We start from the raw sequence: 24672 nt of genomic DNA on the forward strand, positions 1-24672 counted from the left end.
CCTAGGCATGGGCCTTCTTCTTGTGGTGGCTTGTCTTGAGCATCGCGGTTTTTTTGGCACTGGACTTGGTGCCTTTGGAGGACGTCTTGCCACTGGCCTTTTTGGAAGCCTTGCCTTTGCCCTTGCCCGCGTGCCCCTGCTTTTTGCCGTGCTTGGTACTGCGCGCCTGATGGGGTTGGCGGGGCGGCGGCACCATCAAATCCTCAATGGGCACATTGGAGCGCTGGGCAATGGCCGCCCAACCCATGCCCTGGGCGCGCATGGGCAGCACCCCGGGCAGCTCTTGCACGCCACCGGGGGTTTCCGCCGCACCGCCGTGCAGGGCAGCGCGCAGCTGTTCGGTGTTGGGCTGGGTAACGCCCTGTTGGGCCAACGTGCTCTGGGCCATCTTCAGCGCCAGGCGCGCCTCGCCATAGCCCATGGGGCCGGTGGCCGGGCCTACGCCCGCTGCACCATTGGGACGAGTGGGTTGGCCACTGCGCAGGGTGTTGACCAGCGCCTCGGTGTCATCGCGGTTCCCCAGCCAGGGGGTGAATTCGGCAATCAGGCGGTCGGACAGCTCATCCGTGAACAGGCTGGACGATGCAGGCTCGGCCGGGGTGGCGGCCGACACGGGGATGGCCACGGCGAGCAGCGCACCCAGCAGGCCAGCGGCCAGCCACTTGGAAATGTCTCGTTTCATGGGGCGCTAGCTTAGCCTGCCTAGGGGACGCCCCGTGGCGTGCAATTGTTAATCGCCGGTAAATCCCTGGAGCACGTTGACGGCGTTGATGCCAACCTCTTCCACCGCATAGCCCCCCTCAAACACAAAGACTGTGGGCAACCCAGCCTTGGCCAGGCGCTCACCCACGCGCAGGTAGTCGTCGCTTTTCAGGGTGAAGCCCGAAATGGGGTCGCCCTCGAAAGTGTCCATTCCCAGCGACACCACCAGCGCCTCGGCACCAAATGTCTGGATAGCCGCCAGCGCCGCGTCCAGCGCACGGGCCCAGGTGGCGTAGTCGGTGCCGCGCGGCAGCGGCAGATTCAGGTTGGCACCCAGGCCCGCACCCTGCCCCGTTTCATCGGCATGGCCCAGGTAGAAGGGGTACTCGGTGCGCGGATCGCCGTGGATGCTGGCGAAGAACACATCGGGCCGGTCGTAGAAGATGGCCTGGGTGCCATTGCCGTGGTGGTAGTCCACATCCAGCACGGCCACCTTTTGCATGCCGGCATTGCGCAGGTGTTGCGCGGCCAGTGCGGCGTTGTTCAGGAAGCAATAGCCGCCAAAAAAGTCCATGCCAGCGTGGTGGCCCGGTGGGCGGCTCAGCGCAAAGGATGCGCGGTCGCCCAGTACCAGTTGCTGCGCCGCACTGAGCGCACAGTGCGCCCCGGCACGCGCAGCCACCCAGGTACCGCTGGTGAACGGCGAGCCCGCGTCGTACGAATACAGGCCCACCTTGGCGGCAAAGTTGTCCGGCTCGATGTCGGTGCGAAAGGTGCGCGTGGGCCAGACCGACGGCAGGATGTCTTTGTCCGCATTGGCCGGGTCCAGCGCCACCCACTGGTCCCAGGCCGTGGCCAGAAAGTTCAGGTAGCGCGGGCTGTGGATGGTAGTGAGCGCGCTGTCGTCAAACACGTGCGGGTTTTGCACCCTGCCCAGCTGGCGCCGCTTCAGCTCCGCCAACACATGGTCGGCACGCGCCGGCACTTCAAAACACGGCACCAGTGCGCCGCGGAACATTTCGACTTTGCCCTGGTGCTGGGCGTGGAGGTGGTTGTAAAAGGTGATCATGGTGTGTTCATTGTCAGGGAGTCTGGCCCGGGTCAGCCACCCGAACCACCAGTTCGTCATAGCCGGTTTGGGCGTCCGGCTCACGGCTGAACTGCCAGTCGAGCAGCAGCGCCAGCAGCACCTCGGCCGTCGTGAGCACGATGCAGCCCGGTGCCACATGCCCGCCCAGCACCTGACCCGTAGCGGTGGAAATGGCCATGTGCATGTGGGAGGCGGTCTTGTCGCTATCAGTCACCGCCACCGTACCCGACAGAGTAAGGATTTCCATGCTTTCCGTCAGCCGCGTGGGCTGCTCCGCGCCTGCCAGCCGGATGCCTGCCGTGGACAGGCTGCCGATGCCAGACAGCACAAAGGCTGCACGACAATTTTGGGCGAGGACTGCTGCCTCCAGCGCGGCCCGCAGGTCTTGGCCGGGCATCAGGCGAATGGGGTAGGTTTTTATGGGCTGCATATCAAACTGGCCTATGGTCCGCGTATCTATTGCACTAGTAGCTATCAAAAATGAAGCAGATGACACCCGTTCGGTCGCCTTATACAGTCGGCGACTCGAAAAGCTGGTTGATCAAATCCCGCACTGCAAGGAACTCCCAACTCACGTTTGACTTCAGGAGTACGTCACCGTGGGCCAGCGAATTGCGGATCTTCCGGAAGGCGTTTACCAGCCCCTTGGCGTAATCCTGCTCGTGAATCGGTCCCACAAAAGGCTCAGACACCACGCCCATAAAGCGCAACATGTCCAAATGCTCCGCCTCACGCTTAGGCCGATCCGCAGTAACTTCAAAGTTCGCGTCCAGCAACCAACGCCGCTCAAGTGCCATATCCAATAGCTCTTTGAGCGTGCTCTTTTGTGTATCCACTCCCTCCATATTGGCCCGAGCCTTGATTGCCACCTCGCCCGCGACATGCAACTGCATGAGCGCAACCTGCAACAGCCGATAGCTAAAGAAAGCGTAGAGCCAAGTGTTGCGGGCGTTTTCGTAATGCTGGGCCACCGCTGCGGGCACGCCATCATGCAAGGCATATTGAGTGACCAGCGCATGATGCTGCTCCATTGAGCGATCGCCGAATAAGCGCCAACGCTCGTCGCGGCTCAATACAGTTGTAAGCGGCTCTAAGCCATCAAATCCATCAGACATATGCGGCTTACTGACGTGACTCTTCCTCTTGAATCTCTTTCAACGTCCGGCCTTGAGCGTCACGCCACTTTGTGCGCCCGTTACTACTCATACCGAGCACAAACGTTGCTGCAACGCTAGGTGAAGAAAAAACATAGTCCTGTGTAAACCGGTATGCGCCAGCATGTGTCTCCACCACTCCGCGGGCAATCAAGTCTTCGCGTTGAGCAAGGCGGGCGGGCTTGTTGGACTCCAAAGAGGGGACCACGTCGGCCACTGCCAGCGAGCTCTTACACACCACGAACCCCTGAGTGGACTCATACCCCATTGCCTCGACCCCCTTGCCTTTGCAATACAGCATGGTGGGGACAATAGAGACTACTCCGTCAATAGACGAATTAAACGCCACCGCAGATGGCGTCTGCTCAAACGCATGCACACCCAGCACCGGCAGCATGCCCAGCATGTGGCCCAAAAAGACTTCCATGTCAGCCCGGTCGGCCTCGCTCAGGGACGGCTCTGCGGGCTGGTTGGCGTTGTCCAGCGGCATGCGCTTGGCGGCGCGGGCCAGGGCGATGAGGCGCGACTCCAGAAACTGCACATGCGCCTTGTTGAGCTGCCCGGCCGTGGTGGTGGTGAAGCCGATAGCGCGGGTCCAGAAATCCTTTTGCGCATAGTGGCTCTCCAGCCGGGGGCGAATGGGGTCGCCCTCACCCACGTAGAGCATGTCGCCCTCACCGTCCGGGCGCGGCCCCAGCAGCAGGTATACGCCGGTCTGTGCCAGCTCGGGCCTGGCCTTGACTTGGGGCAGCAGCGCACGCGGGAACACCAGCGCCTTGCCGATCCAGTTGGACTTGTCGACGATCCGCAGGCCGTCGGGGTCGCCATCGGCGACGAAGATGCGGAGAGAAAAAGGCTGTTCCATTTCCACCCCTCTCAGCCTTTTCGCTGGCTGGATAGTCTAGGCGGCAGGAATGTATCTAGTGAACGCCACAACATTCTATGGATTTGAATTGACGAACTTGATTTGTACTGACCGTCGGGTACCCCCCGATCCTCTAGAAATGACCAACTTGTCTTATCCGTCGCCTGCGGCTTGATGCCGATAACCGATGTTGTGTACAAAATTTTTAATATCTGTTGGAGGCAATAGTTCATTGAACGCTTGCTTTCAAGATACTCTGAAACCAGCTTTTTAAATGGATCTTCATCAGGAAGAGCTTCAAACGCATCAGACATGAACTGCTGAAACTGATCCTCGGTTATGTCTGTAAATTTGAAAGATGCCGGACGCCCACGCACCAATTCGGCATAGGCAGCCAGATCGGGATAGTGATTTCGCCATTCGTCAGCAAGTGACCGCAGGCGTCCATCTGAATACTTTTTCTCTGCATCCTGCACAGCAGACGGTGAGATGTACTCCTTGTTTTCACAAAGCTCTATGCAACAGTTAACGAACGCGATGACGTCTCTCGGCCTGAACAAGGTGCGACTTGCAACATAGTCAAATGCGCTCTCCCCTCTGACCTCTCCCCGAAAAACATCATTGAAGGTCACTCTTTTACTCGTGTACTGCTCCCGAACAAGCATGGCAATGCGCAAGTCCAAAAGCTCACGTAGCTGTGACGGCTTCCATCGCAATCGAAGGAAGAGTGACTCGTATTTTTCCTCCTGGAACCCGGAGTCACGAGTTTGGTCAAAAACAAGTCTGAGCAGATCCTCGCGAAGAGCGACAACAATCTTTACTGGCCTAACGCGAACGAAAGCTTTCACCGTTTCAATCAAAGCACGAATGAGCTTGAACCTTATCCGGTCGTCTACCCAAGCATCATCCAAACGATCTATAACAACGTAGTAGCGATTTAACGGATCCGCAAAAACATCATCCGCCAAGAAACTGATGATTTCACCCAACTCTCGGACTTGATTGGAATTAACAATGCTTTGAGCTTTGTGAACAATTTCACCGCGAATCTCATCAGAGAGATTTTTTGCGCCTGACGCGTTCAGTGTGAGAGGTCCATATTTCGCATCAATCGATGTGGACAACTTCTGTTCAAGCTTAGATGCAAACTCCTTTACCCGCATTTCAGTATCTAACCAGAACTTGTCTCCCCATTGCTCTAAATACTGAATCGCTCGTTGTTTTGCGGGGTCGCGTCTGAATAGTTCGTGAAAATTCGAAAGAAAACCTTTCGGATCTCTATCGGTTATGCGGTAGCGCCTCTTTAGCAGTTCAACTACAAATACATGCTTCCACAATAGTTGATAGAACAAATCCAATTTGACGCCGGCGTTTTCAAAAAATTGGATGATGTCGGAGTTAGATATCCAGTTCAGGGACAAATCTTCTGCCTTGACCTCGATAGCGTTGGGGCTTTCTTCCAGCAAGCGTCCAAGCAACGCACTCTTGCCAGCACCCACTCGTCCTACGACGATTCTTTTGGGCTCATCACAGTCTTGCAGCACCTGCAAGTCGCCAGTTTCAAAGAAACACTCCTTCAGATATTTGTTATCTGACTCAGCATCCATCGCACCGATATGACTGTTACGTCGAAATGTGTACTTCAAACTCCCCTCCTTTTATTGCTGTGCAAACACCTTCACCAGCTCAGTCTATTGCGGCGCTCATGCGCGCAGGAGATTGGCATTGGCCATATTCAACTTCACGGATGACGGGCAGGCAGCGCCCTCCCTCTTGGCTTCGACGAAGCCGCGGGCTTTGCCGTACACATAGAGCACATAGTCGACAAAACCAAAGCCAGTGTTGAGGGGGAATTCGCGGATGGCCACGCCTACGGACGCACGGATGTTGGCGTCAGCCACATTGCTGACGTGCCAACCGGCTGCAACTAGCAGCGCGTCGATGCTGACTCTGGCTTTTAGCTCTGGCGTCATGCCCGTTCCTCCCGTGTTTGCATTCTAGTTACAAACAGAAACAGGCACTAGCCCTCGTATTCATTGCGCCAGCAGCTTCTCTTTTGATAGCACCCTAACTTGCCAGCCAGGCCGCAAACACTGCGTTCACGGCATCTGGTTGCTCCATGGTGCTCATGTGGCCGCACTGCTCCACGATGCACAGCTGCGCACCGGGGATGGCATTGGCAATAGCTTCGTGCTGGCTGGGCGGGCTCCACAGGTCTTCGCGGCCGGTGAGGACCAGCGTGGGGCAGGTGATGGTGGGCAACACGGGTGCTGCGTCGGGCCGGTTCAGCAGCGCGTGGATCTGGGCGGCAAACTGGGCGGGGCTGCTGCGCTCCAGCATGTCCAGAATGTGTTCGAACAATGCCGTGCCCAGCACACTGGGGTGCACCATGCCCTTGGCCCACTGCGCGCCCATGGTGCGCATGCCGCTGCTTTGCGCCAGCGCCAGCAGGGCCATGCGACCTTCCTTTTCTTTGGCCCCGGCTGCGCCTGCGGCCAGTGGCGCGGTGCCTGTGTCCAGCAGGGCCAGGCGCTCCACACGCTGAGGTGCCATGCGCATGACTTCCAACGCGACGCGCCCACCCATGCTGTGGCCAGCCAGGGCAAAGGTACGCGCGGGTGCGGTGGCCAGCACGTGTTCCGCCATGGCGGTAAGCGTATCCAGCGGGCCCCAGTGGGGCACATGGCACGTGGCGCGGGATGCGAGGGCCTGCACCTGCGGCGCCCACACCGCTGCGTCACACATCAGGCCGGGGAGAAGAACCAGGGTTGTATCGGTCATGCCTCAGACTGTAGCGTCTGGCAAGACCACCTGCACTTCCAGGCCGGGTTGCGCGTTGCGCACGGCAAAGGTTCCGCCATGCGCCTGCGCCACCAGGCGGCACAGGTACAGGCCCAGCCCCACGCCACCGCCCTCGCGGGTGCGGGCGGCATCAGGCCGGTAAAACGGCTGACCCAGGTTGGGCAGCTGGGCCTCGGCGACGCCGGGCCCAAAGTCTCGCACGGTGATGGCGATGCCCCCATCGTCCCGGCGCTGCACGCTGATCTGGGGTGCGGCGGGCTCACCGGCGCTGTGGCGCAGTGCGTTGTCCAGCAGGTTGCGCACCAAGAGTCGCATGCGCGTAGGGTCCAGCGCCATGGCAGGCAATCCGGCTTGCACATCGACCGCAATGTGGGGCGCGGCAGCATGTGCGGCCTGCAGTTCGCACACCACGTCTTGCACCAGCGCGGCCAAGGCCACGGGCTCGCGGTGCAGGGCTGCATGGGGGTTGGCAAGGCGTTCGCTTTCCAGCAGGTCGGTGACCAAGTCGCGCATCAGCGCCAGATCACGCAACAGGGCTTCGCGGCTGGGCTGCACCTCGGCAGTTTCGGGCAGCAGCTCGGTGTTCAGGCGGGCGCGGGTCAGGGGGCTGCGCAGCTCGTGGCTGATGGCCAGCAGCAGTGTGCGCTTGGCCTCCAGCATCTGGTGGATGTCGGCCCCCATGGTGTTGATGGTGTTGGCCAGCTCGCCCAGTTCGTCGGGATGGTGGAGGTAGCACACCGGTATTTGCCTTGAAAAATCGCCTGCACCAAAGCGCATGGCACCCGCGCGGATGTCGTCCAGCGGGCGCAGCATGCGGCGCACGCGCACATAGGCCAGCGCCGTCAGCACCAGGAGCCCGGCCAGCGTGGCCCAACCAATGAAACGCGGCCGGTCGTGCCAGGCCTGCACGCTCACACCGAACTGGATGCGGTGGCCGTCGGCCGTGGTGCGCTCGTAGAAGCGCAGCTCGTCGGTCTTGCTGCGCTTGTCGTCCATCCAGCCATGGCTGTAGTCGGGGTCTTGCGGGTTGCTACGCCAGTTGGTTTGGGGACCGCTGATGCGCACGCTCAGCGGCAGGCGCTGGGTCAGCGCCTGGGCCCGCTCGATGCTGGGCGGGCTGCCGATGTCAGCAGCCAGCTTGTCGATGTAGTCGGCCACCAGGGGCTTGGCAGCGTCGCGCCAGCCGATGGACAAGGCCGACTGCATGCCAAACAGAAAGCACGCTGCCATGGCCATGGCCAGCAGCACAAACATGGCCACCAGCCGCACGCGCAGCGAATGCGCCAGCGCGTGCTTGGCACGGCGGTGCCAGCGCAGCCGCTCCTTGAACTTCTGTGCGCTCATGCTGAAGGCGCCAGGGCCAGGGTGTAGCCCGCGTTACGCAGGGTCTTGATGCAGTCCAGCGGCTCCAGCTTCTTGCGCAGGCGGCTGACCACAATGTCCACCGCACGGGTGTAGAGCTCGGCCTCGTGGCCGCGCAGCTGGTTCAGGATGTCGTCACGGCTGAACACCTTGCCGGGCTCGCGCGCCAGCAGGTACAGAAAATCGAACTCGGTGCTGGTGAGGTCCACGGGCTCGCCCTGGCGCTGCACGGTACGTGTGGTGCCATTGACCACCAGGCCGTTGAAGACGAAGGTGTTGGCGTCTGCCGCCGCGGGCTTGGCCACTGCGGGCAGGCGGCGGCGCAGCACGGTTTGCACCCGGGCCACCAACTCGCGCGGCTCAAAGGGTTTGGGCACATAGTCGTCTGCGCCCAGCTCCAGGCCCACCACGCGGTCCATCACCTCGCCACGCGCGGTGAGCATGATGATGGGAATGTCGCTGTCCTTGCGGATGGCGCGGCACAGCGAGAAGCCATCCATCTCGGGCAGCATCACATCGAGGATGGCGGCGTCCACCCCGCCCTGCGCCAGCCGGGCCAAGCCTTCGCTGGGCTTGAGGGCGCATTCCAGCACCATGTCAAAGCGTGCAAAGTAGGCCGCCAAGGGCGGCCCCAATTGGGTGTCGTCGTCAATCAGCAGGATGCGGTGCATAAGCGTTATTGGGTGGCCTGCGCATTGTCCCACCGGCTGCGGTGGCGCAGGATGAGCTGGCGCACGCGCCGCTGCTCCTCTGCCGCCAGTTGGTCAAACTGGTCCGCCGCGCTTTGCACGGTGTGCAAGACCTGCGGCACATAGCCGGGGCGGCGTTCCAGCAGGGTGTGGGCGTGCTCGCGGTCAAAACGCGGGCCCCACACCAGCGCCATCACTTCGGCGTGGGGCTCCTCGTATCCCTCGAACAGCACCGCACCATAGGCTCGCAGCGGAGCCACGAGCGCGCTCAAGGTGGTAGTGGCCATGGTCTTTTATCCGCGGTGGAACCAGTGACCACGACCATCCATGTAGTCGCGCACTTTCTGCTGTTGTGCAGGGTTCAGGCTGTTGTAGAAGTCGGCCAGCGCGGCAACCACCTCGGGGCTCTTGGCTTGCAGGGCGGTGGTCTTGTCGTTGATGAGCACCTGCGCACGGGCGGCATCAAACTTGTCGCCAGCCACCAGGGCTTTCATCTCGGCGCGCGGGTCGGTGGTCTGGCCGATCAGCGCCGTGCGCTGTTCGTAGAGTTTGTCACCCAGGGTGGCCAGGCGCTTCTTCTGGTCTTCGTTGAGGTCCAGTTTGCTGGCAACCTTGTCGACCATCTTGTCGCGCTTCTGTGCGTACTGTTCGGCACTCATGCTGCTGCCATAGTCGTGCGGGCGATGTCCGCAAGCGGACAGGCCGCCCACCAGCAGGGTGACGCCCAGGGCGCCAATGAGTGTGCGTTTGAGGTTGCGGCGGAAAAAGTGTTTCATGCTGGCCTTTCGAATCCCGAAGGATGTGTTGAAGATGACTGCAATGGTGCCGGCGAGACCCTGATACCGGGTGTCAGGGCAGTTTCGGTTTGTTTCTCTTTATGTCGTGTGGCTAGAACGCGTACGTCAACGCCACCAGACCTGAAGCCGCACTGCTGCGGCGAACCATGGGTGCGTCCTTGGCATCGCCCATCAAGCTGGTGTGGCTGATCACGCCGGTGAGTGCCACGCGGGGAGTGAACAGGTAGGTGAGCGACACCTTGGCCGTCACATCGCGCAGACCTGCAGAAGGCGTGTAGACCGCATAGCCACTGGCTGCGGCTTGCGCTGGGGTTACGCCGTAGTAGGACTGCAGGTAGTCGCTGTTGGCATAGGTGGCCGTCAGTCCGCCGCCCACGCGCCAGTCGGCACCCAGGGGGCGGCCAAACTCCAGGCCCACATCCCACAGCGCACCCTTGTTGCCCACGCCCGATCCGGCACGCAAGCCTGTCTTGGCCACTACCCCGCCACCCAACGCGTAGCGCACAAAGCCGCCCAGCTCGGCGGAGGGGTCCACATTGCCCAGGCCGCGCAGTGCGGCGCTGCGGCTTTCCTCCCGGCCGAAATCCACGGTGAGCCTGGCGCCGTATTGCAGGTCACCCGAGGTCCATTGGCGCCCCACGCCATTGAAGCCGGCAAACCAGCCGTTGGCCCACTCGTAGTCCAGCACGGGCAGTACCAGGTTGCGCGGCTCGTCCGATCCCGGGTATTCGTAGGTCCCGATAGCCGCCAGGCCCACACGACCACCATCGTGTGGCGTTTGCTGGGCGTGGGCCTGCGTAGTCAGAGCAGCGCCGGCAAGGGCCAGCAAAGACAAAGGTGCGGTGGATACACGAAGGAACATGGGGGAAGCTTTCAGAAAAGAAGGCGAGGATGCCGGTCCCTGCTCGACATGGGGTGTCAGGGCAGTTTCGGTTTGTTTCGGTTTATTTCAAGCAGCTCAGAGTCGGCGAATGGGCTTCTTGCGCCACACCAGCCGGTAGTACGCCGTCTGCAAGCCCAGCATCACCAGAAAGGCGATGGGATAGGCCGCCCAGATACCGTTCAGGCCGTAGTGCAGGCTCAGCCCCCAGGCGACTGGCACTTCCACACAGGCAATGGCGAACATGCTGATGGCCGTGGGCCAGAGCACCACGCCGCTGGCGCGCATCAGGCCGGACAGCACCATCGACATGCCCATGACCACCACGCTCCACAGCATGACGTGCAGCAGGGTTTGCGCCAGATCCACCACCGCCACATCCGTAATGAACAGCCCCAGCATGCTGCGCGAGAACACGTAGCACAACAGCACCAAGGCCCCGGTAACCACCAGGTTCATCAAGATGCCAGTGCGCGCAATCTGACCCAACAGGTGGGTGCGTCCGGCACCGATGGACTGCGCCCCCAGGATGGATGCGGCGATGGCAATCGAGAAAGCCGGGAACTGCACATAGGACACGATCTGGTTGACGGCCCCGTAGGCGGCCGTGGCCTGTGATCCAAAACGGTTCACCAAAAACAGTACGGCAATTTCTGCGATCGAAATCGTGATCATGGACAGCCCGGTGGGCAGCCCGATGCGCAGTACCTTGGCCAGAATGGCGCGGTCCACGCCCAGGTGTTTTCTGAGCGCTGCGTTGGGGGCCATGGGATGGTTCATGCGCAACATGTGCCAGGCCGTCCATGCAATGGCCGTGAGGAATGACACGACCGATGCCCATGCACCACTGGCGACCCCCAGCCGGGGCAGGCCCAGCCAACCCTGGATCAACGCGGGTGTGACCACCAGCCCCACCACGGTGGAAATGATGAGCGTTTTCAAAGGCGTTTTGGTGTCGCCCACGCCACGCATCATGGAGGTGATGAGCAGGAAGACGAAGATGCCTGGGGCCGCAATCATGCTGATGCGTGCGTAAGCCACGGCGTCGGGCAGGATGTCGGGTGGCGTGCCGAGCATGCGCAGCAAAACCTCGGTGAACGTGCCACCGAACACCGCCACGACCAAGCCGAAATAGATGCCCACCATGAGCGTGGTGCCGGTGATGGCACGCACGCGCTCCGGCTCTTTGGCACCCCAGGCCTGACCAATGAGCACCGAGGCACCGGCGCCCAAGCCGATCATGAACGCGATGAGGAAAAACAGTACCGGGAAGAAGGCCGACACCGCCGCCATGGCCTGCACGCCCAGCATTTGCCCCAGGTAGATGTTGTTCACCGTGCCGGACAGCGCCTGCAGGATGTTGCTGATGATCATGGGCACCAGAAAGGCCCCATAGGCCTTCCAGAGTGCAGGGGGCGCCGCCTTGGGCAACGCAGGATTGCTGGTGGTTGTAGTCATGAAAACTCCCTGGTCACGCTGCAAAGGCGTGGGTTGATATGTGGTGCAAATGGGCCTGCACATCCGCAGGCCAGGCGGCGATGCGGGCCGCAAAGCCCGCCTGGTCACCGGCAAACAGCGCGCGGCTGGCTTCTTCAAAGCCGGGCTCGTGCCCGGCCATGGTGGACATGAATTTGTAGGTCACCGCGCCGCAGTGGCGCACGCGGTCCTTGGTCTCCGAGGCCAGACGCGCGGTCTCCACCAGCTTGCGCAGCGCCACGGAGGCGCCGCCGGGCTGGCGTGCCAGCCATTCCCAGTGGCGCGGCAGCAGCGTGACCTCGCGGGCGGACACGCCCAGCTTGGGCCGGCCAGGCCCACGCGGAGCATCCGCCGCCACAGGCGGTTCCTCGACAGGTGCCGCCGGCATGGCCTGGGTCATCACCGGGTCCAGCGCGTTCAGCCGCGCCTCAAAGTCGGCCGGCGTGCCGCGCCAGTCCAGATCGATCACCTCGCTGCTGGCGTCCTCAAAGACGAGGATGGGCGGTGGGCTGATGCTGCTGGCCCACCGGTCGACCACCGGTTTGGTGGCCAGCGCCACCTCGCGCAGCGTGCCACTGGCAATGCAGCGGCTGCCTTCAAATGCCGTAGACGGCGTATCTAACCATGCCATAAATTTACCCGGATTTAATTAATTGGCAAATTATATCCGGGTAAATTAAAAGTGCAACTTCCGTCCTATCGCGCCAACACAGCCTCCAGCGCCTTGCCCGTGTGGGTGCCCAACTTCACGACTGCCTCGGGGTTCGCCGCAGCGACCACTCGCCCGCCGCCGTTGCCGCCGTCGGGGCCCAGGTCGATGACCCAGTCAGCTTCGGCGATCACATCAAGGTCGTGCTCGATGACCACCACGCTGTGGCCGCCGTTGACCAGGCGGTGCAGCACGTGGATGAGTTTTTCCACGTCGGCCATGTGCAGGCCCACGGTGGGCTCGTCCAGCACATACAGCGTGTGCGGCGCCTTGTTGCCGCGCTTGCCCACGTCGTCACGCACCTTGCTCAGCTCGGTCACCAGCTTGATGCGCTGGGCCTCACCCCCGCTGAGCGTCGGTGACGGTTGGCCCAGCGTGAGGTAGCCCAGGCCCACGTCCTTGAGCAGCTGCAGCGGATGCGCAATCACCGGCATGGCGGCGAAGAAATCGACGGCTTCGTCCACTTCCATCTGAAGCACATCGCCAATGTTCTTGCCGCGCCAGGTGACGGCCAGCGTCTCGGGGTTAAAGCGCGCACCCTTGCAGGTTTCGCACAGCACCTTCACATCGGGCAAGAAGCTCATGCCGATGGTGCGTATGCCCTGCCCTTCGCAGGATGGGCAGCGGCCTTCGCCGGTGTTGAAGCTGAACCGGTTGGACGCATAGCCGCGCGCCCTGGCCTCCAGCGTGTCGGCAAAGAGCTTGCGGATGGTGTCCCAAAAACCGATGTAGGTCGCAGGGCAACTGCGCGGTGTTTTGCCGATGGGCGTCTGGTCCACTTCGAGCACGCGGTCCACGGTCTCGAAACCTTCCACGCCTTCACAACCGGTCCACTGGATCTTCTCGCCAGCCTCCAGCGCGTCGCGGCCGGCCTTGGTACTGCGCTTTTGCACGGCCATCTGTACATTGGTCAACAGCACGTCACGCGCCAGCGTCGACTTGCCGGAGCCGCTGACGCCGGTGATGGCGACCAGACGTCTCAAGGGCACGTGGGCGGTCACGTTTTGCAGGTTGTGCAGGTTGGCGCCTTTGACGGTCAGCCAGTCGATCTTCGCCAGCAGCGGTGCGGTGGAACCAGCTGCGGCAACCGAAAGCTTGGCCAAGGAGCGATCGGCCAGGGCCGCGTACTCCGCCGCAACACGCATACGGTCCGCCCGCTCCACATTCGCCTGGGCACTGGCTGCCACGTTGGCCGCCAGCACTGCGGCCTTGGCCGCTTTGGCGCTCAGCTTCTTCGCCGGTTTGGTTGCCGTGCCCTCCGGCACTTCGGCCACCGAAGCATCGCGCGCCGCCAGATCGTCCGCAGAGCCAAAAGCAAATACCGAACGGCGCAGGGCCAAGGGATGTTTCATCGCATGGAGCAGGTAGCGTCCGGTCTGCGACTCGGCTGCGTTCTGCACATCTTCAATCGAACCTTGCGCCACCAAACGCCCACCGCGCTTGCCCGCGCTGGGGCCAATGTCGATGATGTGGTCGGCATGGCGAATGGTGTCTTCGTCGTGCTCCACCACCACCAGCGTGTTGCCCTTGTCGCTCAAGCTCTGCAAAGCGCCTAGCAAAATCTTGTTGTCGCGCGCATGCAGGCCAATGGTGGGCTCGTCCAGCACGTAGCACACGCCCTGCAGATTGCTGCCCAACTGCGCGGCCAACCGGATGCGCTGTGCCTCGCCACCACTGAGCGTAGGCGCACCGCGGTCCAGCGTCAGGTAGCCCAAGCCGACTTCTTCCAGAAACTCCAGCCGACTCTTGATTTCGGGCACCAGATCGCGTGCGATGTCGCCTTCGCGCGTGGTCATGCCGCCCGCCACTTGCAGCGTCTGCACCCACTTGCGCACATCGGTCACGCTCAGGCGCGCAATGTCGGTGATGCCCACATTGGCGAACTTCACATTGCGTGCCGTAGCGTTCAGGCGCGTGCCGCTGCACGTGGGGCAGGTCGCATCGTGCAGGTCTTCAATGTCCGCCTCGGCAAAAGTCTGCTCGCGGCCCTTGTTGTCATCGTCCTTCACCGAATCGTCAAACACCTTGCGCTGCTCCTTGGTCAGCGCCACACCGGTGCCTACACAGTCCGGGCACCAGCCATGCTTGCTGTTGTAGGAGAACAGGCGTGGGTCCAACTCGGCATAGGAGGTGGAGCACACGGGACAGGCGCGCTTGGTGGAGAACACCTGCACCTTGCCAATACCTGCGGCGGGCGAGCCAGCGACCATGGCTTCGCGCAGACCATCTATCTCGCTCAGCACATAGACCACACCCTTGCCATGCGTGAGCGCATCGGCCAGCGCCTGGCGCAGGGCGGGCTCGTTGGATGGCGTGACATCGAGGCTTGCCACGGGCAACTCGATGTTGTGCTCCTTGAAGCGGTCAATGCGCGGGAAGCTGGTGGTGGGCAGGAAGTTGCCATCCACCCGCAGGTGGGTGTAGCCGCGTGGCCGCGCCCAGTCGGCCAGCTCGGTGTACACGCCCTTGCGCCCCTGCACCAGCGGCGCCAGCAGGCCAATGTGTTGGCCACGGTAGTTTTTCAACAACTGCGCCGCAATGCTGTCCGCCGACTGTGGCTCCACGGCTGCACCATCCTTGTAGCAATGCTGCGTGCCCAACTTCACATACAGCAGGCGCAGGAAGTGCCAAACCTCGGTCGTCGTACCCACCGTACTCTTGCGCCCACCGCGCGAGAGCCGCTGCTCAATCGCCACCGTAGGCGGAATGCCGTACACCGCGTCCACCTCGGGCCGCCCTGCGGGCTGCACGATGGAACGTGCATAGGCGTTGAGCGACTCCAGATAACGGCGCTGCCCTTCGTTAAACAGAATGTCAAACGCCAGCGTCGATTTACCAGACCCCGATACACCGGTCACGACACTGAACTTACCGCGTGGAATGTCGACGGACAACGACTTCAAGTTGTGTTCCTTGGCATTGACGATACGAATGGAATTCGACGCGTCAGCGAGCAGTGCCCCTGAGGCGGAGGGGCTTGTGCCCGATGCCGATTTGCGACTCGCAAAGCGAGTTGATGAGGCCTCGGGCGCAAGCCCTTCCGCCGCAGCACGCACCAAATACTTCGCAGGTGGCTCCGCCACCTCATGCACCACCCCCATCGCCGCCGCATAGTCCCGCAAAGCCTGGCCGGTATGTGATGTGGCATGCAACATCACGTCTTCCGGCGTGCCATGGGCGACCACCTCGCCTCCCGCATCGCCGCCCTCGGGCCCCAGATCAATCAGCCAGTCCGACGCACGAATCACATCCAGGTTGTGCTCAATCACCACCAGCGAATGCCCGGCGTCCAGCAGCTTGCGCAGCGCGCGCATCAGCTTGGCAATGTCATCAAAATGCAGCCCGGTGGTGGGCTCATCCAGCATGAACAGCGAGCCGCGCTTGGCCATGAGCTGCTTGCTCGCGCTGCTGGTCTTGGCGGCCTCCGCCAAAAATCCGGCCAGCTTGAGGCGCTGCGCCTCCCCGCCGGACAGCGTAGGCACCGGCTGCCCCAGCTTCACGTATTCCAGCCCCACATCCACAATGGGTTGCAGCACACGGATCACATCGCGGTCCGCACTGAACAGGTCAGCAGCTTCGCTGACGGTCAGGTCCAGCACATCCGCAACATTGACATTGCGACCCTTGCGCTCAATCGTCACTTCCAGAATCTCGGGCCGGTAACGCTTGCCATCGCAGTCCGGGCAACGCAGGTACACATCGCTGAGGAACTGCATTTCCACGTGCTCAAAGCCCGAGCCACCGCAGGTGGGGCAACGGCCATCGCCGCTGTTGAAACTGAACTTGCTGGCCGTGTAGCTGCGCTCCTTGGACAGGGCGGCGCCCGCAAACAGTTCGCGGATCGCATCCCACGCACCCACATAACTCACGGGGTTGGAGCGCGCCGTCTTGCCAATGGGCGATTGGTCCACAAACACCACCTCGCTGAGCTGCTCGGCACCCAGCAGGCGCGCATGCGCACCTGGCGTCTCGGTGGCCTTGCCAAAGTGGCGTAAGAGCGCGGGTGCCAACACGTCCTGAATCAACGTGGACTTGCCCGAGCCGGACACACCCGTCACGCAGACCAGGCGCTGCAGGGGAATCTCCACCGACACGTTCTTGAGGTTGTGCTCGGTCACTCCCTCCAAAATCAGACGCGGCGTATTGGGCGCCACCATGCGCTTGAAACCCATGCCCACCTGCTTGCGGCCGCCCAGATAAGCCCCCGTCATGGTGTCGGCACTCTTCAAGGCTTCGGTCGTACCGTCAAACACAATCTGCCCGCCCTTTTCACCCGGGCCCGGGCCCATGTCAATCATGCGGTCGGCGGCCAGCATCACGGCGGGGTCGTGCTCCACCACCACCAGCGTGTTGCCCGCATCGCGCAGGCGCTGCATGGCGACGATGATGCGGTTCATGTCGCGCGGGTGCAGGCCGATGCTGGGCTCGTCCAACACAAACAGCGTGTTGACCAGCGAAGTGCCCAGGGCCGTGGTGAGGTTGATGCGCTGCACCTCGCCGCCTGACAGCGTGCGGCTTTGGCGGTCCAGCGTGAGGTAGCCAATGCCCACATCGCACAGATACTTGAGGCGTGTTCCCACCTCTTCAAACAAGAGCTTGAGCGTCTTCTGCTCGGCCTCGGACGTTGCCGCTGCGGCCAGCGCAGAGTTGGGGGTATCCAACTGCACCTGCAGCGAATCAAAGAAACGCTTCAGCTTGTCCAGCGACATCAGCATCATGTCGTGCAGGCACAGCCCCGGCAAAGCCTCCAGCTGCGCGCGCGTCCACTTCACGCCCTGCGGCATGAAGCGCTTGGACGGCGGCAACACTGCGTCGGCCTGCGCCTTGGTGCCAATGCGCCACAGCAGGCTTTCGGTCTTCAGCCGCGCACCGCCGCAGGTGCCGCACGGGGTGTAGCTGCGGTACTTGGACAAGAGCACGCGGATGTGCATCTTGTAGGCCTTGCTCTCCAGGTACTCGAAGAAGCGGTCCACACCGAACCAATGCTGGTTCCACTTGCCGTTCCAGTTGGGCGAGCCCTTGTAGACCCAGTTCTTCTGCTCCTCGGTCAACTTGTACCAGGGGGTGTCGCGCGGAATGCCCGCGGCCTCGGCGTGGCGCATCAGATCGTCCTGGCACTCCTGCCAGGCCGGGGTCTGCATGGGCTTGACGGCACCCGCGCGCAGGGTGAGCTTGTCGTTGGGAATCACCAGCCCGTAGTCCACACCCACCACGCGGCCAAAGCCACGGCAGGCCTCGCAGGCACCGACGGCGGAGTTGAAGCTGAACATGGACGCGATGGGGTCCGTGTAGCGCAGGTCACTCTGCGGGCAATGCAGGCCGGTGGAAAAGCGCCACAACGTGGGCGCCGCATTTGCTACAGTTTCAGGAGCTCCCGGCGCAGTATCGACAGGGGCTACAGCCTCATTCAATACATACACATTCAACCGGCCACTGCCACGCTTCAACGCTACCTCGATGGCTTCCAGCACACGGGCCTTCTCCACGCCGTCGATGCGGAAGCGATCGGCCACGACATCCAAGACCTTTCTCGGACCGCTGACGGTAGAGACCTCGCGCTCCGCCTGCACCCGCGTGAAGCCGCTGGCACTGAGCCACTGGGTGACCTCGTCCTGTGTGGTGCTGGCCGGCAGCTCCACCGGGAAAGTCAGCACCAGACGCGGCCCCGAAGCCTCTGCGGCGCGGCGCACCAGCTCGGCGTAAATCGTCTCGGGCGTGTCGTGCTGCACGGGCAACGCCGTGTCTTTGTCAAACAGGTTGCCCGCACGGGAAAACAGCAGCTTCAGGTGGTCGTTGAGCTCCGTCATCGTGCCCACGGTGGAGCGGCTGGAGCGCACGGGGTTGGTCTGGTCGATGGCGATGGCCGGAGGCACGCCCTCCACCTTGTCCACCGCGGGCTTGTCCATGCGGTCCAGAAACTGGCGGGCGTAGGCGCTGAAGGTCTCGACGTAGCGGCGCTGGCCTTCGGCGTACAGGGTGTCGAACACCAGGCTCGACTTCCCGGAGCCACTCGGCCCGGTGACTACGGTCAATTCGCCGGTGCGAATGTCCAGGTCAAGGTTCTTGAGATTGTGCTGCCGCGCTCCGCGAATGCGGATGGTTCCCTGGGACATAAGTGAATGCTCTTCTGGAGGAGGAGAGACATTCTAGGCAGCTCCGATTACCCTTTTAATGCGCGTTCCAATTCCCGACACGCTTTGGAGCCCAGGGCCTCCTGGATCTTCGGCAACAGGGCCAGCAGATCGTCGAAACCGGCCGCAGACTCCACCGCCAGGTTCAGCCGGAAACCGCGCAGGCCCATGCCGGCGGTCAGCCTGGTGGCAATGGGTTTGGCATCGCTGTAGCGCTCTTGCGGGGTACGGTTGCTGGCCGGCGTAGCCGCGTCTTCCGCGTCCTGGATCATGTCCGCAGAGGCTGCGGGAGCGGGTTCCGCCTGGGCGACTGCCGCCAAGAAGCCCTGCTCCACCATGTGCTGCACATCCGCCTCGACCACCCCCATGCCGGCGGTGGCCGCGAGCACCTGTTCCAACGTCTTGTTGCCGTCGAACAGGATGAAGGTGGAGCGCTGTTTTGCAGAAAACAGGGGCGAGCGCTCTTTGAACGCCTGCTGCCCCGCCTCCGTCTTTGCATATCTCATGCGGGCATTTTAGGGGCCACATCCCGCTTTTGCGGTGCGATGCGGCGTTTGCGCCCTCAGGTAAACCCTAGTTGGCGGCGCTGGCTGCGGCGGCTGGCGCTGGGGCGGCCTCGGTGTGGGTGGCATCGATGCCGTGCTTTTCCCCACTCATATCCAAATCTCCACCCTTGCTCAGGATGAACAGAGCCAGGGCGGCAAACACCACAAAGCCCACTGCAATTTTCCACATACCATTTCTTTCAAAAAAAAGGCCCCCACAAGGAGAGCCTGGAAATTGCCCCGACCCACCAAGGCCGGGGCGTTAACTCAACGTCAATCGAACAGATCAGTCGTTCGCGTAGATGTCCACGTCCTTGGTTTCCTTGATGAACAAGGCACCGATGACGACGGTTGCAGCAGCGATGATGATGGGGTACCACAGGCCGTTGTACATATTGCCGGTCTGCGCCACGATGGCGAACGCAGTGGTGGGCAACAGGCCACCGAACCAGCCGTTACCAATGTGGTACGGCAGGCTCATGGAGGTGTAACGGATGCGTGTGGGGAACATTTCCACCAGCATGGCAGCAATGGGGCCGTACACCATGGTCACCAAGATCACCAGGTAGGTCAGGATGGCAATGACCATGACCTTGTCCACCTTGGCGGGATCGGCCTTGGTGGGGTAGCCGGCAGCCTTGAGGGCAGCACCCAGGTTGGCGCCCAGCAGGGAGGCACCAGCGGTCTTCTCGTTGCTCAGGTCCTTGACAGACTTGGTGGCAGCTTCGATGGCCTTGGGGTCTTGAGGATTGGCAGCAGTCACTTCAGCCAGCTTGGCTTCGGCCTTGGCCTTGGCAGCAGCCACGTCTTCAGCGCTGTACTTCACATTCACCACAGTTTCACCAACCTTGATCACGGCAGGCGTGCCGGCAGCGGCCACCACGTTGTCATAGCTCACCGAGCGGTTGGCCAGGTTTTGCTTGGCCACGTCGCAGCTGGAGGTGAACTTCTTGGTACCAGTGGGATTGAACTGGAAGGAGCACTCGGCAGGATCGGCGGTTACCGTCACCTTGGCAGCGGCTTGTGCAGCGGCCAGGTCAGGGTTGGCAGCCTTGGTCAGCGCGGCAAACACGGGGAAGTAGGTCACCACGGCCAATGCACAACCACCCAGAATGATCCACTTGCGACCGATCTTGTCAGACAGGGAGCCGAAGATCACGAAGAAGGGAGTGCCGATGATCAGGGATACCGCCACAAAGATGTTGGCCGTAGGACCATCCACCTTCAACGCCTGGGTCAGGAAGAACAGGGCATAGAACTGGCCGGAATACCAGACCACGGCTTGGCCGGCGGTCAAACCGATGAGCGCCAGGATCACGATCTTCAGGTTCTTCCACTGGCCGAAAGACTCGGACAGGGGGGCCTTGGAGGTCTTGCCTTCAGCCTTCATCTTCGTGAAGGCGGGCGACTCATTCATGCTCAAGCGAATGTAAACCGACACACCCAGCAGCAGGATGGACACGATGAAAGGAACGCGCCAGCCCCAGTCGGCAAAAGCCTCTTCGCCCATCGCCGTGCGGGTACCCAGAATCACGATCAGCGACAGGAACAGGCCCAGGGTCGCCGTGGTTTGAATCCAGGAAGTGTAGGCACCACGCTTGCCTTGGGGGGCGTGTTCCGCCACGTAGGTGGCAGCACCACCGTACTCACCACCCAGGGCCAGGCCTTGCAAGAGGCGCAAGCCGATCAGGATGACGGGAGCAGCAACGCCGATGGAGGCGTAGTTGGGCAGGATACCCACAATGAAGGTGGACAAGCCCATGATCAGAATCGTCACCAGGAAGGTGTACTTGCGACCGATCATGTCGCCCAGACGGCCGAACACCAGGGCGCCGAAGGGGCGCACGATGAAGCCGGCAGCAAACGCCAACAGGGCAAAAATGAAGGCGGAGCCTTCGTCCAGGCCGCTGAAGAACTGCTTGGCGATGATGGCTGCCAAAGAACCGTAGAGGTAGAAGTCGTACCACTCAAAAACGGTGCCGAGTGAGGAAGCGAAGATAACTTTCTTCTCTTCCGCAGACATCGGCCGTGGGGCTACGTTTGCCATGTGTGTGTCTCCAATCGTTGTACAGCCCCCGACATGAAGGCTTGCCGTATTCTTGGAGTGGGCACTGACCCTGCTCTGACGCGAAACCAACGCTGGCTTGCGTGAAACTGACGAGGCTCTGACAGATTAAGGTCTAACCCTGTAGCGCCATTTCACATCACGGCAATTCACCCCGCGCGCAAGGGTATTCCCGAGGGCAGGCTCTGCACGCCCTCCCAGCGGCTGTCAGCTTCGCTGTCGGTGAACCAGGCGTCTCCATCGAGGTAGGCGCGCAGCATGGGCAAGGCGTCCAGCCCCCAGAAGACTTTGCCATCCACCTCAAACGCCGGCACCCCAAACACACCAGCCGCAATGGCCTGGTCGGCGTGCGCCTTGAGCTGGGCCTTGACCTCGGCACCCGCCGGGTCCTGCACGGGCGCCAGCGCCTGTGTGAGTGCGGCCAGGCGCTGGGCATCGGCCGCGTCCGCCCCACCTTGCCACACGTGGTGAAACACGGTCTCGCACACATAGCGGTTGGGCGTGCCGTCAATGCGAGTGGCCACGGCCAGGCGCAGCAGACCCAGTGGGTTGAAGGGGTGAGCCGCAGGCATGTCCAGCGCCACCCCTTTGCTATGGGCCAGCCATTGCACATGGCGGTAAATCCAGGCGCGCTTGGGCGGCACCTCGGCAGGGCCCAGCATCGCGTTGTGTTTGAGCAGCCCCCCCAGGAACACCGGCTTGTAGTGCACCTGATAGCTCAGCCCCATCAGCGCCAGCGGCAGTTCTTCAAACGCCAGGTAGGCGTAGGGGGAGATGAAGTCCAGGTAAAAAGTAATCTGTTTCATGCGGGGAACTCCTGGGGATGCGCCGCCGCGATACGCTGCGCAATGGCCGCCCAGACCTGCCGCTTGGTGGCGTCGGTGCTGGCACTCCAGTCTCGTATCTCGTCCAGCGTGCGAAAACAGCCCTCGCACAACCCGGTGCTGGGCCCCATGCGGCAGACCGAGCTGCAGGGAGAAGGCACATTTTCGGCCACAGCCCGCATGGATATTGCGCGAGCAGCTAGCCTTCTGATAGCACTCATGCGGGCACCTCGACCACATCGGCCACCGGCGCACCCGCCAGCACCACCAGGTCTTGCGGCGCCAGCTTGAAGACACCGTGCGGGTGCCCTGCGGCGGCCCACACCTCGTCAAAGCGAAACAGGTCCCGGTCGATCAGCGTGACGCTGGGCGTGGCATGGGCAATGGGGCTGACGCCGCCAATCGAAAAGCCGGTGCGCTCCTTCACAAATGCAGCATTGGCCCGGCCCAGCGGCCCCACCAGCGCAGCCACCTTGGCCTCGTCCACGCGCCGGTCGCCCGAGGTGACGACCAGCACGGCCACATCGTCAGCCAGTCGGCGGAAGATGATGCTCTTGGCAATCTGGCCCACGGCAATGCCCAGCGCATCGGCCGCCTGCTGCGCCGTGCGCGCCGCGCCGTCCAGCATCACAGGGCCATGCGGATGATTTTTGTCTTGCAGGGCAGCTGCCACGCGCTGCACGCCTTCGGGTAGTTCAGTCAATTCCGCTCCACACATCGTGTTGTTTATCCAAGGCGTTTGGTCAGCAGTGCATTGGCCGCGCGCGAATGCGGCTTGCGTTGCAGAAAGTCACTGATGAATTTGCCGGCGTCGATAAGCCTGTCCAGATCAATGCCTGTCTCAATGCCCATGCCGTGTAACAGATAGACCACGTCCTCGGTGGCCACATTGCCGGTGGCGCCCTTGGCGTAGGGGCACCCGCCCAGGCCGGCGGACGAGGTGTCGAAATGCCAGATACCCATCTCCAGGCTCACCAGCGTGTTGGCCAGCGCCATGCCATAGGTGTCGTGGAAGTGGCCGGACACCTGGTCCACGCTGTAGTGCTGCAGCGCGGCGTCCAGCGCACGCTGCACCTTCACGGGCGTGCCCACACCAATGGTGTCGGCCACGCCCACATGTTCCACACCAATGTCCTTCATGAGCCGCGCCACCAGCGCCACGCGCTCGGGCGCAATCTCGCCCTCGTACGGGCAGCCCACGGCGCAGGAGATGGCACCACGCACGGCAATGCCCGCCGCCTTGGCCGCAGCCGCTACGGGGCGGAAGCGTTCAATGCTTTCCTCGATCGAGCAGTTGATGTTCTTCTGGCTGAAAGCTTCGCTGGCCGCGCCAAACACCACGATCTCGTCAGGCTTGGACAGCACCGCCGCCTCGTAGCCTTGCATGTTCGGTGTGAGCACGGAATAACGCACGCCAGGCTTGCGCTGGATCCCCGCCATCACCTCGGCGTTGTCGGCCATCTGCGGCACCCACTTGGGGGACACAAAACTGGTGACCTCAATTTCCTTGAGCCCCGCATCCTGCAGGCGGTGCACCAGTTCCACCTTCACGGCGGCCGGCACGGGCTGCTTCTCGTTCTGCAGGCCGTCGCGCGGGCCTACGTCGATGATCTTGACTTGGGTGGGGTAGCTCATGGTGAGTCTCCAGGTTCAGTAGCCGCGCACTGCGTCCACACGGCCTGCCACCGCCTCGCCACGCTGCAGTGCACCGATCTTGAACGCGATTTGCGCAATGCTCTCGCTGCGCAATGTGCGGGCCGAGGTGTGGGGGGTGAGGGTAATTTTGGGGTGGGCCCAGAACGGGTGGTCTTTGGGCAGGGGCTCCACGCGAAACACGTCCAGCGTGGCGCCGGCCAGGTGGCCGCTGTCGATGGCGGCAATGAGGTCGGCGTCCACCACATGGGCACCACGTGCCACGTTGATCACATAGCCACCGGGACGGATCTTTGCCAGACGCTCGGCGTTGAGCAGGTTTTCGGTATTAGGGGTGAGCGGCAACAGGCATACCACCACGCGGCTGGCGGCCAGAAAGGCGTCCAGCTGCGCCTCACCCGCAAAGCTCTGGATGCCGGGTACCGCCTTGGGGGTGCGGCTCCAGCCATTCACCGGAAAGTCAAATTGCGCCACGGCCTTGGCCACGCGCTCGCCCAGCACACCCAGACCCAGCACGCCCACGGGGTAGTCCAGCCGACTGCGCGGCTTGCGGAACGACCATTTGCCATGGCCCATATCGGCCTCGTAGCCTTCGAATTCGCGGAAGTGGCGGATGAGTGTGTGGCAGACGTACTCGGCCATCTGCACCGACATGCCGGCGTCGTCCAGCCGGATGACGGGCACGCCTTGCGGCAGGTCCAGCTTCATGAGCGCGTCCACCCCCGCGCCAGTGTTGAAAATGGCTTTCAGGCCGGGTTGCTCGTCGAGCAATTGCTGGGGTGGCTTCCACACCACGGCGTAATCTGCAGCAGGAGCACCAGGCTCCCACAGGGTGACCGACGCACCGGGCAAGGCCGCTTGCAGGCCGGGAATCCAGGAGGCCGCATCCATATCGGCCGAGTAGTAGATAACGTTCAAGGAAGACATG

The 24672-nt window shown here is 62.3% G+C and carries 24 protein-coding genes; all 24 read right to left on the reverse strand.

All coding sequences use genetic code 11. The features are described 5' to 3' along the window. Position 1 precedes the first annotated feature (1 nt). A complete protein-coding gene (locus AC07OE_RS19515; RefSeq protein ID WP_495072226.1) occupies positions 2 to 682 on the reverse strand; it encodes a hypothetical protein in 681 nt (226 codons plus the stop codon). A gap of 48 nt (positions 683 to 730) precedes the next feature. Next, a complete protein-coding gene (locus AC07OE_RS19520) occupies positions 731 to 1771 on the reverse strand; it encodes a histone deacetylase family protein (RefSeq protein WP_495072227.1) in 1041 nt (346 codons plus the stop codon). A 13-nt stretch (positions 1772 to 1784) separates the two neighbouring features. Beyond that, entirely contained in the window at positions 1785 to 2213 is a 429-nt protein-coding gene (locus tag AC07OE_RS19525; RefSeq protein WP_495072280.1) for a PPC domain-containing DNA-binding protein, read from the reverse strand. Between the two features lie 88 nt (positions 2214 to 2301). After that, positions 2302 to 2907: a hypothetical protein gene (locus AC07OE_RS19530; protein WP_495072228.1), complete on the reverse strand. Its 606-nt coding sequence runs from the start codon at positions 2905 to 2907 to the stop codon at positions 2302 to 2304. Between the two features lie 7 nt (positions 2908 to 2914). Next, complete coding sequence (locus AC07OE_RS19535; RefSeq protein WP_495072229.1) at positions 2915 to 3811, reverse strand: GIY-YIG nuclease family protein; 897 nt, start codon at positions 3809 to 3811, stop codon at positions 2915 to 2917. 11 nt (positions 3812 to 3822) lie between these two features. Further along, the gene (locus AC07OE_RS19540) at positions 3823 to 5457 is read right to left on the reverse strand and encodes a P-loop ATPase, Sll1717 family (RefSeq protein WP_495072230.1); all 1635 of its coding nucleotides are present in this window, start codon (positions 5455 to 5457) and stop codon (positions 3823 to 3825) included. A 57-nt stretch (positions 5458 to 5514) separates the two neighbouring features. After that, positions 5515 to 5784, reverse strand: a complete 270-nt coding sequence (locus AC07OE_RS19545; RefSeq protein ID WP_495072231.1) for a hypothetical protein — start codon at positions 5782 to 5784, stop codon at positions 5515 to 5517. Positions 5785 to 5878: 94 nt separating this feature from the next. Beyond that, positions 5879 to 6592 (reverse strand): alpha/beta fold hydrolase, encoded by a 714-nt coding sequence (locus AC07OE_RS19550; protein WP_495072232.1) that lies wholly within the window; start codon positions 6590 to 6592, stop codon positions 5879 to 5881. A 3-nt stretch (positions 6593 to 6595) separates the two neighbouring features. After that, on the reverse strand, positions 6596 to 7957 hold the full coding sequence (locus AC07OE_RS19555) for a HAMP domain-containing sensor histidine kinase (RefSeq protein ID WP_495072233.1): 1362 nt from the start codon (positions 7955 to 7957) through the stop codon (positions 6596 to 6598). Next, the gene (locus AC07OE_RS19560) at positions 7954 to 8646 is read right to left on the reverse strand and encodes a response regulator transcription factor (protein ID WP_495072234.1); all 693 of its coding nucleotides are present in this window, start codon (positions 8644 to 8646) and stop codon (positions 7954 to 7956) included. Before AC07OE_RS19560 ends, AC07OE_RS19555 begins: the two co-directional genes overlap by 4 nt. A 5-nt stretch (positions 8647 to 8651) precedes the next feature. Continuing rightward, the gene (locus AC07OE_RS19565; protein ID WP_495072235.1) at positions 8652 to 8951 is read right to left on the reverse strand and encodes a hypothetical protein; all 300 of its coding nucleotides are present in this window, start codon (positions 8949 to 8951) and stop codon (positions 8652 to 8654) included. Positions 8952 to 8957: 6 nt separating this feature from the next. Further along, entirely contained in the window at positions 8958 to 9440 is a 483-nt protein-coding gene (locus AC07OE_RS19570; protein ID WP_495072236.1) for a Spy/CpxP family protein refolding chaperone, read from the reverse strand. A gap of 112 nt (positions 9441 to 9552) precedes the next feature. Beyond that, on the reverse strand, positions 9553 to 10323 hold the full coding sequence (locus AC07OE_RS19575) for a MipA/OmpV family protein (protein WP_495072237.1): 771 nt from the start codon (positions 10321 to 10323) through the stop codon (positions 9553 to 9555). Positions 10324 to 10419: 96 nt separating this feature from the next. Next, positions 10420 to 11799 (reverse strand): MATE family efflux transporter, encoded by a 1380-nt coding sequence (locus tag AC07OE_RS19580; RefSeq protein ID WP_495072238.1) that lies wholly within the window; start codon positions 11797 to 11799, stop codon positions 10420 to 10422. A gap of 13 nt (positions 11800 to 11812) precedes the next feature. After that, a complete protein-coding gene (locus tag AC07OE_RS19585) occupies positions 11813 to 12448 on the reverse strand; it encodes a DUF2239 family protein (protein WP_495072239.1) in 636 nt (211 codons plus the stop codon). Positions 12449 to 12513: 65 nt separating this feature from the next. Next, the gene (gene uvrA / locus AC07OE_RS19590) at positions 12514 to 18639 is read right to left on the reverse strand and encodes an excinuclease ABC subunit UvrA (protein WP_495072240.1); all 6126 of its coding nucleotides are present in this window, start codon (positions 18637 to 18639) and stop codon (positions 12514 to 12516) included. Positions 18640 to 18686: 47 nt separating this feature from the next. Beyond that, a complete protein-coding gene (locus AC07OE_RS19595) occupies positions 18687 to 19163 on the reverse strand; it encodes a hypothetical protein (protein WP_495072241.1) in 477 nt (158 codons plus the stop codon). A gap of 67 nt (positions 19164 to 19230) precedes the next feature. Beyond that, positions 19231 to 19392, reverse strand: a complete 162-nt coding sequence (locus tag AC07OE_RS19600; RefSeq protein ID WP_495072242.1) for a hypothetical protein — start codon at positions 19390 to 19392, stop codon at positions 19231 to 19233. 96 nt (positions 19393 to 19488) lie between these two features. Then, entirely contained in the window at positions 19489 to 21249 is a 1761-nt protein-coding gene (locus AC07OE_RS19605) for an MFS transporter (protein ID WP_495072243.1), read from the reverse strand. 167 nt (positions 21250 to 21416) lie between these two features. Continuing rightward, complete coding sequence (locus tag AC07OE_RS19610; RefSeq protein ID WP_495072244.1) at positions 21417 to 22073, reverse strand: 2-hydroxychromene-2-carboxylate isomerase; 657 nt, start codon at positions 22071 to 22073, stop codon at positions 21417 to 21419. Next, positions 22070 to 22312: a DUF1289 domain-containing protein gene (locus AC07OE_RS19615; RefSeq protein WP_495072245.1), complete on the reverse strand. Its 243-nt coding sequence runs from the start codon at positions 22310 to 22312 to the stop codon at positions 22070 to 22072. Before AC07OE_RS19615 ends, AC07OE_RS19610 begins: the two co-directional genes overlap by 4 nt. Beyond that, a complete protein-coding gene (locus AC07OE_RS19620) occupies positions 22309 to 22809 on the reverse strand; it encodes a YbaK/EbsC family protein (RefSeq protein ID WP_495072246.1) in 501 nt (166 codons plus the stop codon). The genes AC07OE_RS19615 and AC07OE_RS19620 overlap by 4 nt, the downstream gene beginning before the upstream one ends. Positions 22810 to 22817: 8 nt before the next feature. Beyond that, positions 22818 to 23726 carry a hydroxymethylglutaryl-CoA lyase gene (locus AC07OE_RS19625; protein WP_495072247.1) on the reverse strand — a complete coding sequence of 303 codons (909 nt, stop codon included), beginning with the start codon at positions 23724 to 23726 and terminating at the stop codon, positions 22818 to 22820. 15 nt (positions 23727 to 23741) lie between these two features. Further along, entirely contained in the window at positions 23742 to 24671 is a 930-nt protein-coding gene (locus AC07OE_RS19630) for a 2-hydroxyacid dehydrogenase (RefSeq protein ID WP_495072248.1), read from the reverse strand. Position 24672: the final 1 nt, after the last annotated feature.

It is taken from the genome of Rhodoferax sp. GW821-FHT09E07, from assembly GCF_059416145.1.

Excerpts from the sequence above, each read along its gene's own strand:
- AC07OE_RS19515 (WP_495072226.1), bottom strand. The coding sequence starts at position 682 with ATGAAACGAGACATTTCCAAGTGGCTGGCCGCTGGCCTGCTGGGTGCG.
- AC07OE_RS19520 (WP_495072227.1), bottom strand. The coding sequence starts at position 1,771 with ATGATCACCTTTTACAACCACCTCCACGCCCAGCACCAGGGCAAAGTC.
- AC07OE_RS19530 (WP_495072228.1), bottom strand. The coding sequence starts at position 2,907 with ATGTCTGATGGATTTGATGGCTTAGAGCCGCTTACAACTGTATTGAGC.
- AC07OE_RS19535 (WP_495072229.1), bottom strand. The coding sequence starts at position 3,811 with ATGGAACAGCCTTTTTCTCTCCGCATCTTCGTCGCCGATGGCGACCCC.
- AC07OE_RS19545 (WP_495072231.1), bottom strand. The coding sequence starts at position 5,784 with ATGACGCCAGAGCTAAAAGCCAGAGTCAGCATCGACGCGCTGCTAGTT.
- AC07OE_RS19550 (WP_495072232.1), bottom strand. The coding sequence starts at position 6,592 with ATGACCGATACAACCCTGGTTCTTCTCCCCGGCCTGATGTGTGACGCA.
- AC07OE_RS19555 (WP_495072233.1), bottom strand. The coding sequence starts at position 7,957 with ATGAGCGCACAGAAGTTCAAGGAGCGGCTGCGCTGGCACCGCCGTGCC.
- AC07OE_RS19560 (WP_495072234.1), bottom strand. The coding sequence starts at position 8,646 with ATGCACCGCATCCTGCTGATTGACGACGACACCCAATTGGGGCCGCCC.
- AC07OE_RS19565 (WP_495072235.1), bottom strand. The coding sequence starts at position 8,951 with ATGGCCACTACCACCTTGAGCGCGCTCGTGGCTCCGCTGCGAGCCTAT.
- AC07OE_RS19570 (WP_495072236.1), bottom strand. The coding sequence starts at position 9,440 with ATGAAACACTTTTTCCGCCGCAACCTCAAACGCACACTCATTGGCGCC.
- AC07OE_RS19575 (WP_495072237.1), bottom strand. The coding sequence starts at position 10,323 with ATGTTCCTTCGTGTATCCACCGCACCTTTGTCTTTGCTGGCCCTTGCC.
- AC07OE_RS19580 (WP_495072238.1), bottom strand. The coding sequence starts at position 11,799 with ATGACTACAACCACCAGCAATCCTGCGTTGCCCAAGGCGGCGCCCCCT.
- AC07OE_RS19585 (WP_495072239.1), bottom strand. The coding sequence starts at position 12,448 with ATGGCATGGTTAGATACGCCGTCTACGGCATTTGAAGGCAGCCGCTGC.
- uvrA (WP_495072240.1), bottom strand. The coding sequence starts at position 18,639 with ATGTCCCAGGGAACCATCCGCATTCGCGGAGCGCGGCAGCACAATCTC.
- AC07OE_RS19595 (WP_495072241.1), bottom strand. The coding sequence starts at position 19,163 with ATGAGATATGCAAAGACGGAGGCGGGGCAGCAGGCGTTCAAAGAGCGC.
- AC07OE_RS19600 (WP_495072242.1), bottom strand. The coding sequence starts at position 19,392 with ATGTGGAAAATTGCAGTGGGCTTTGTGGTGTTTGCCGCCCTGGCTCTG.
- AC07OE_RS19605 (WP_495072243.1), bottom strand. The coding sequence starts at position 21,249 with ATGGCAAACGTAGCCCCACGGCCGATGTCTGCGGAAGAGAAGAAAGTT.
- AC07OE_RS19610 (WP_495072244.1), bottom strand. The coding sequence starts at position 22,073 with ATGAAACAGATTACTTTTTACCTGGACTTCATCTCCCCCTACGCCTAC.
- AC07OE_RS19615 (WP_495072245.1), bottom strand. The coding sequence starts at position 22,312 with ATGAGTGCTATCAGAAGGCTAGCTGCTCGCGCAATATCCATGCGGGCT.
- AC07OE_RS19620 (WP_495072246.1), bottom strand. The coding sequence starts at position 22,809 with ATGTGTGGAGCGGAATTGACTGAACTACCCGAAGGCGTGCAGCGCGTG.
- AC07OE_RS19625 (WP_495072247.1), bottom strand. The coding sequence starts at position 23,726 with ATGAGCTACCCCACCCAAGTCAAGATCATCGACGTAGGCCCGCGCGAC.
- AC07OE_RS19630 (WP_495072248.1), bottom strand. The coding sequence starts at position 24,671 with ATGTCTTCCTTGAACGTTATCTACTACTCGGCCGATATGGATGCGGCC.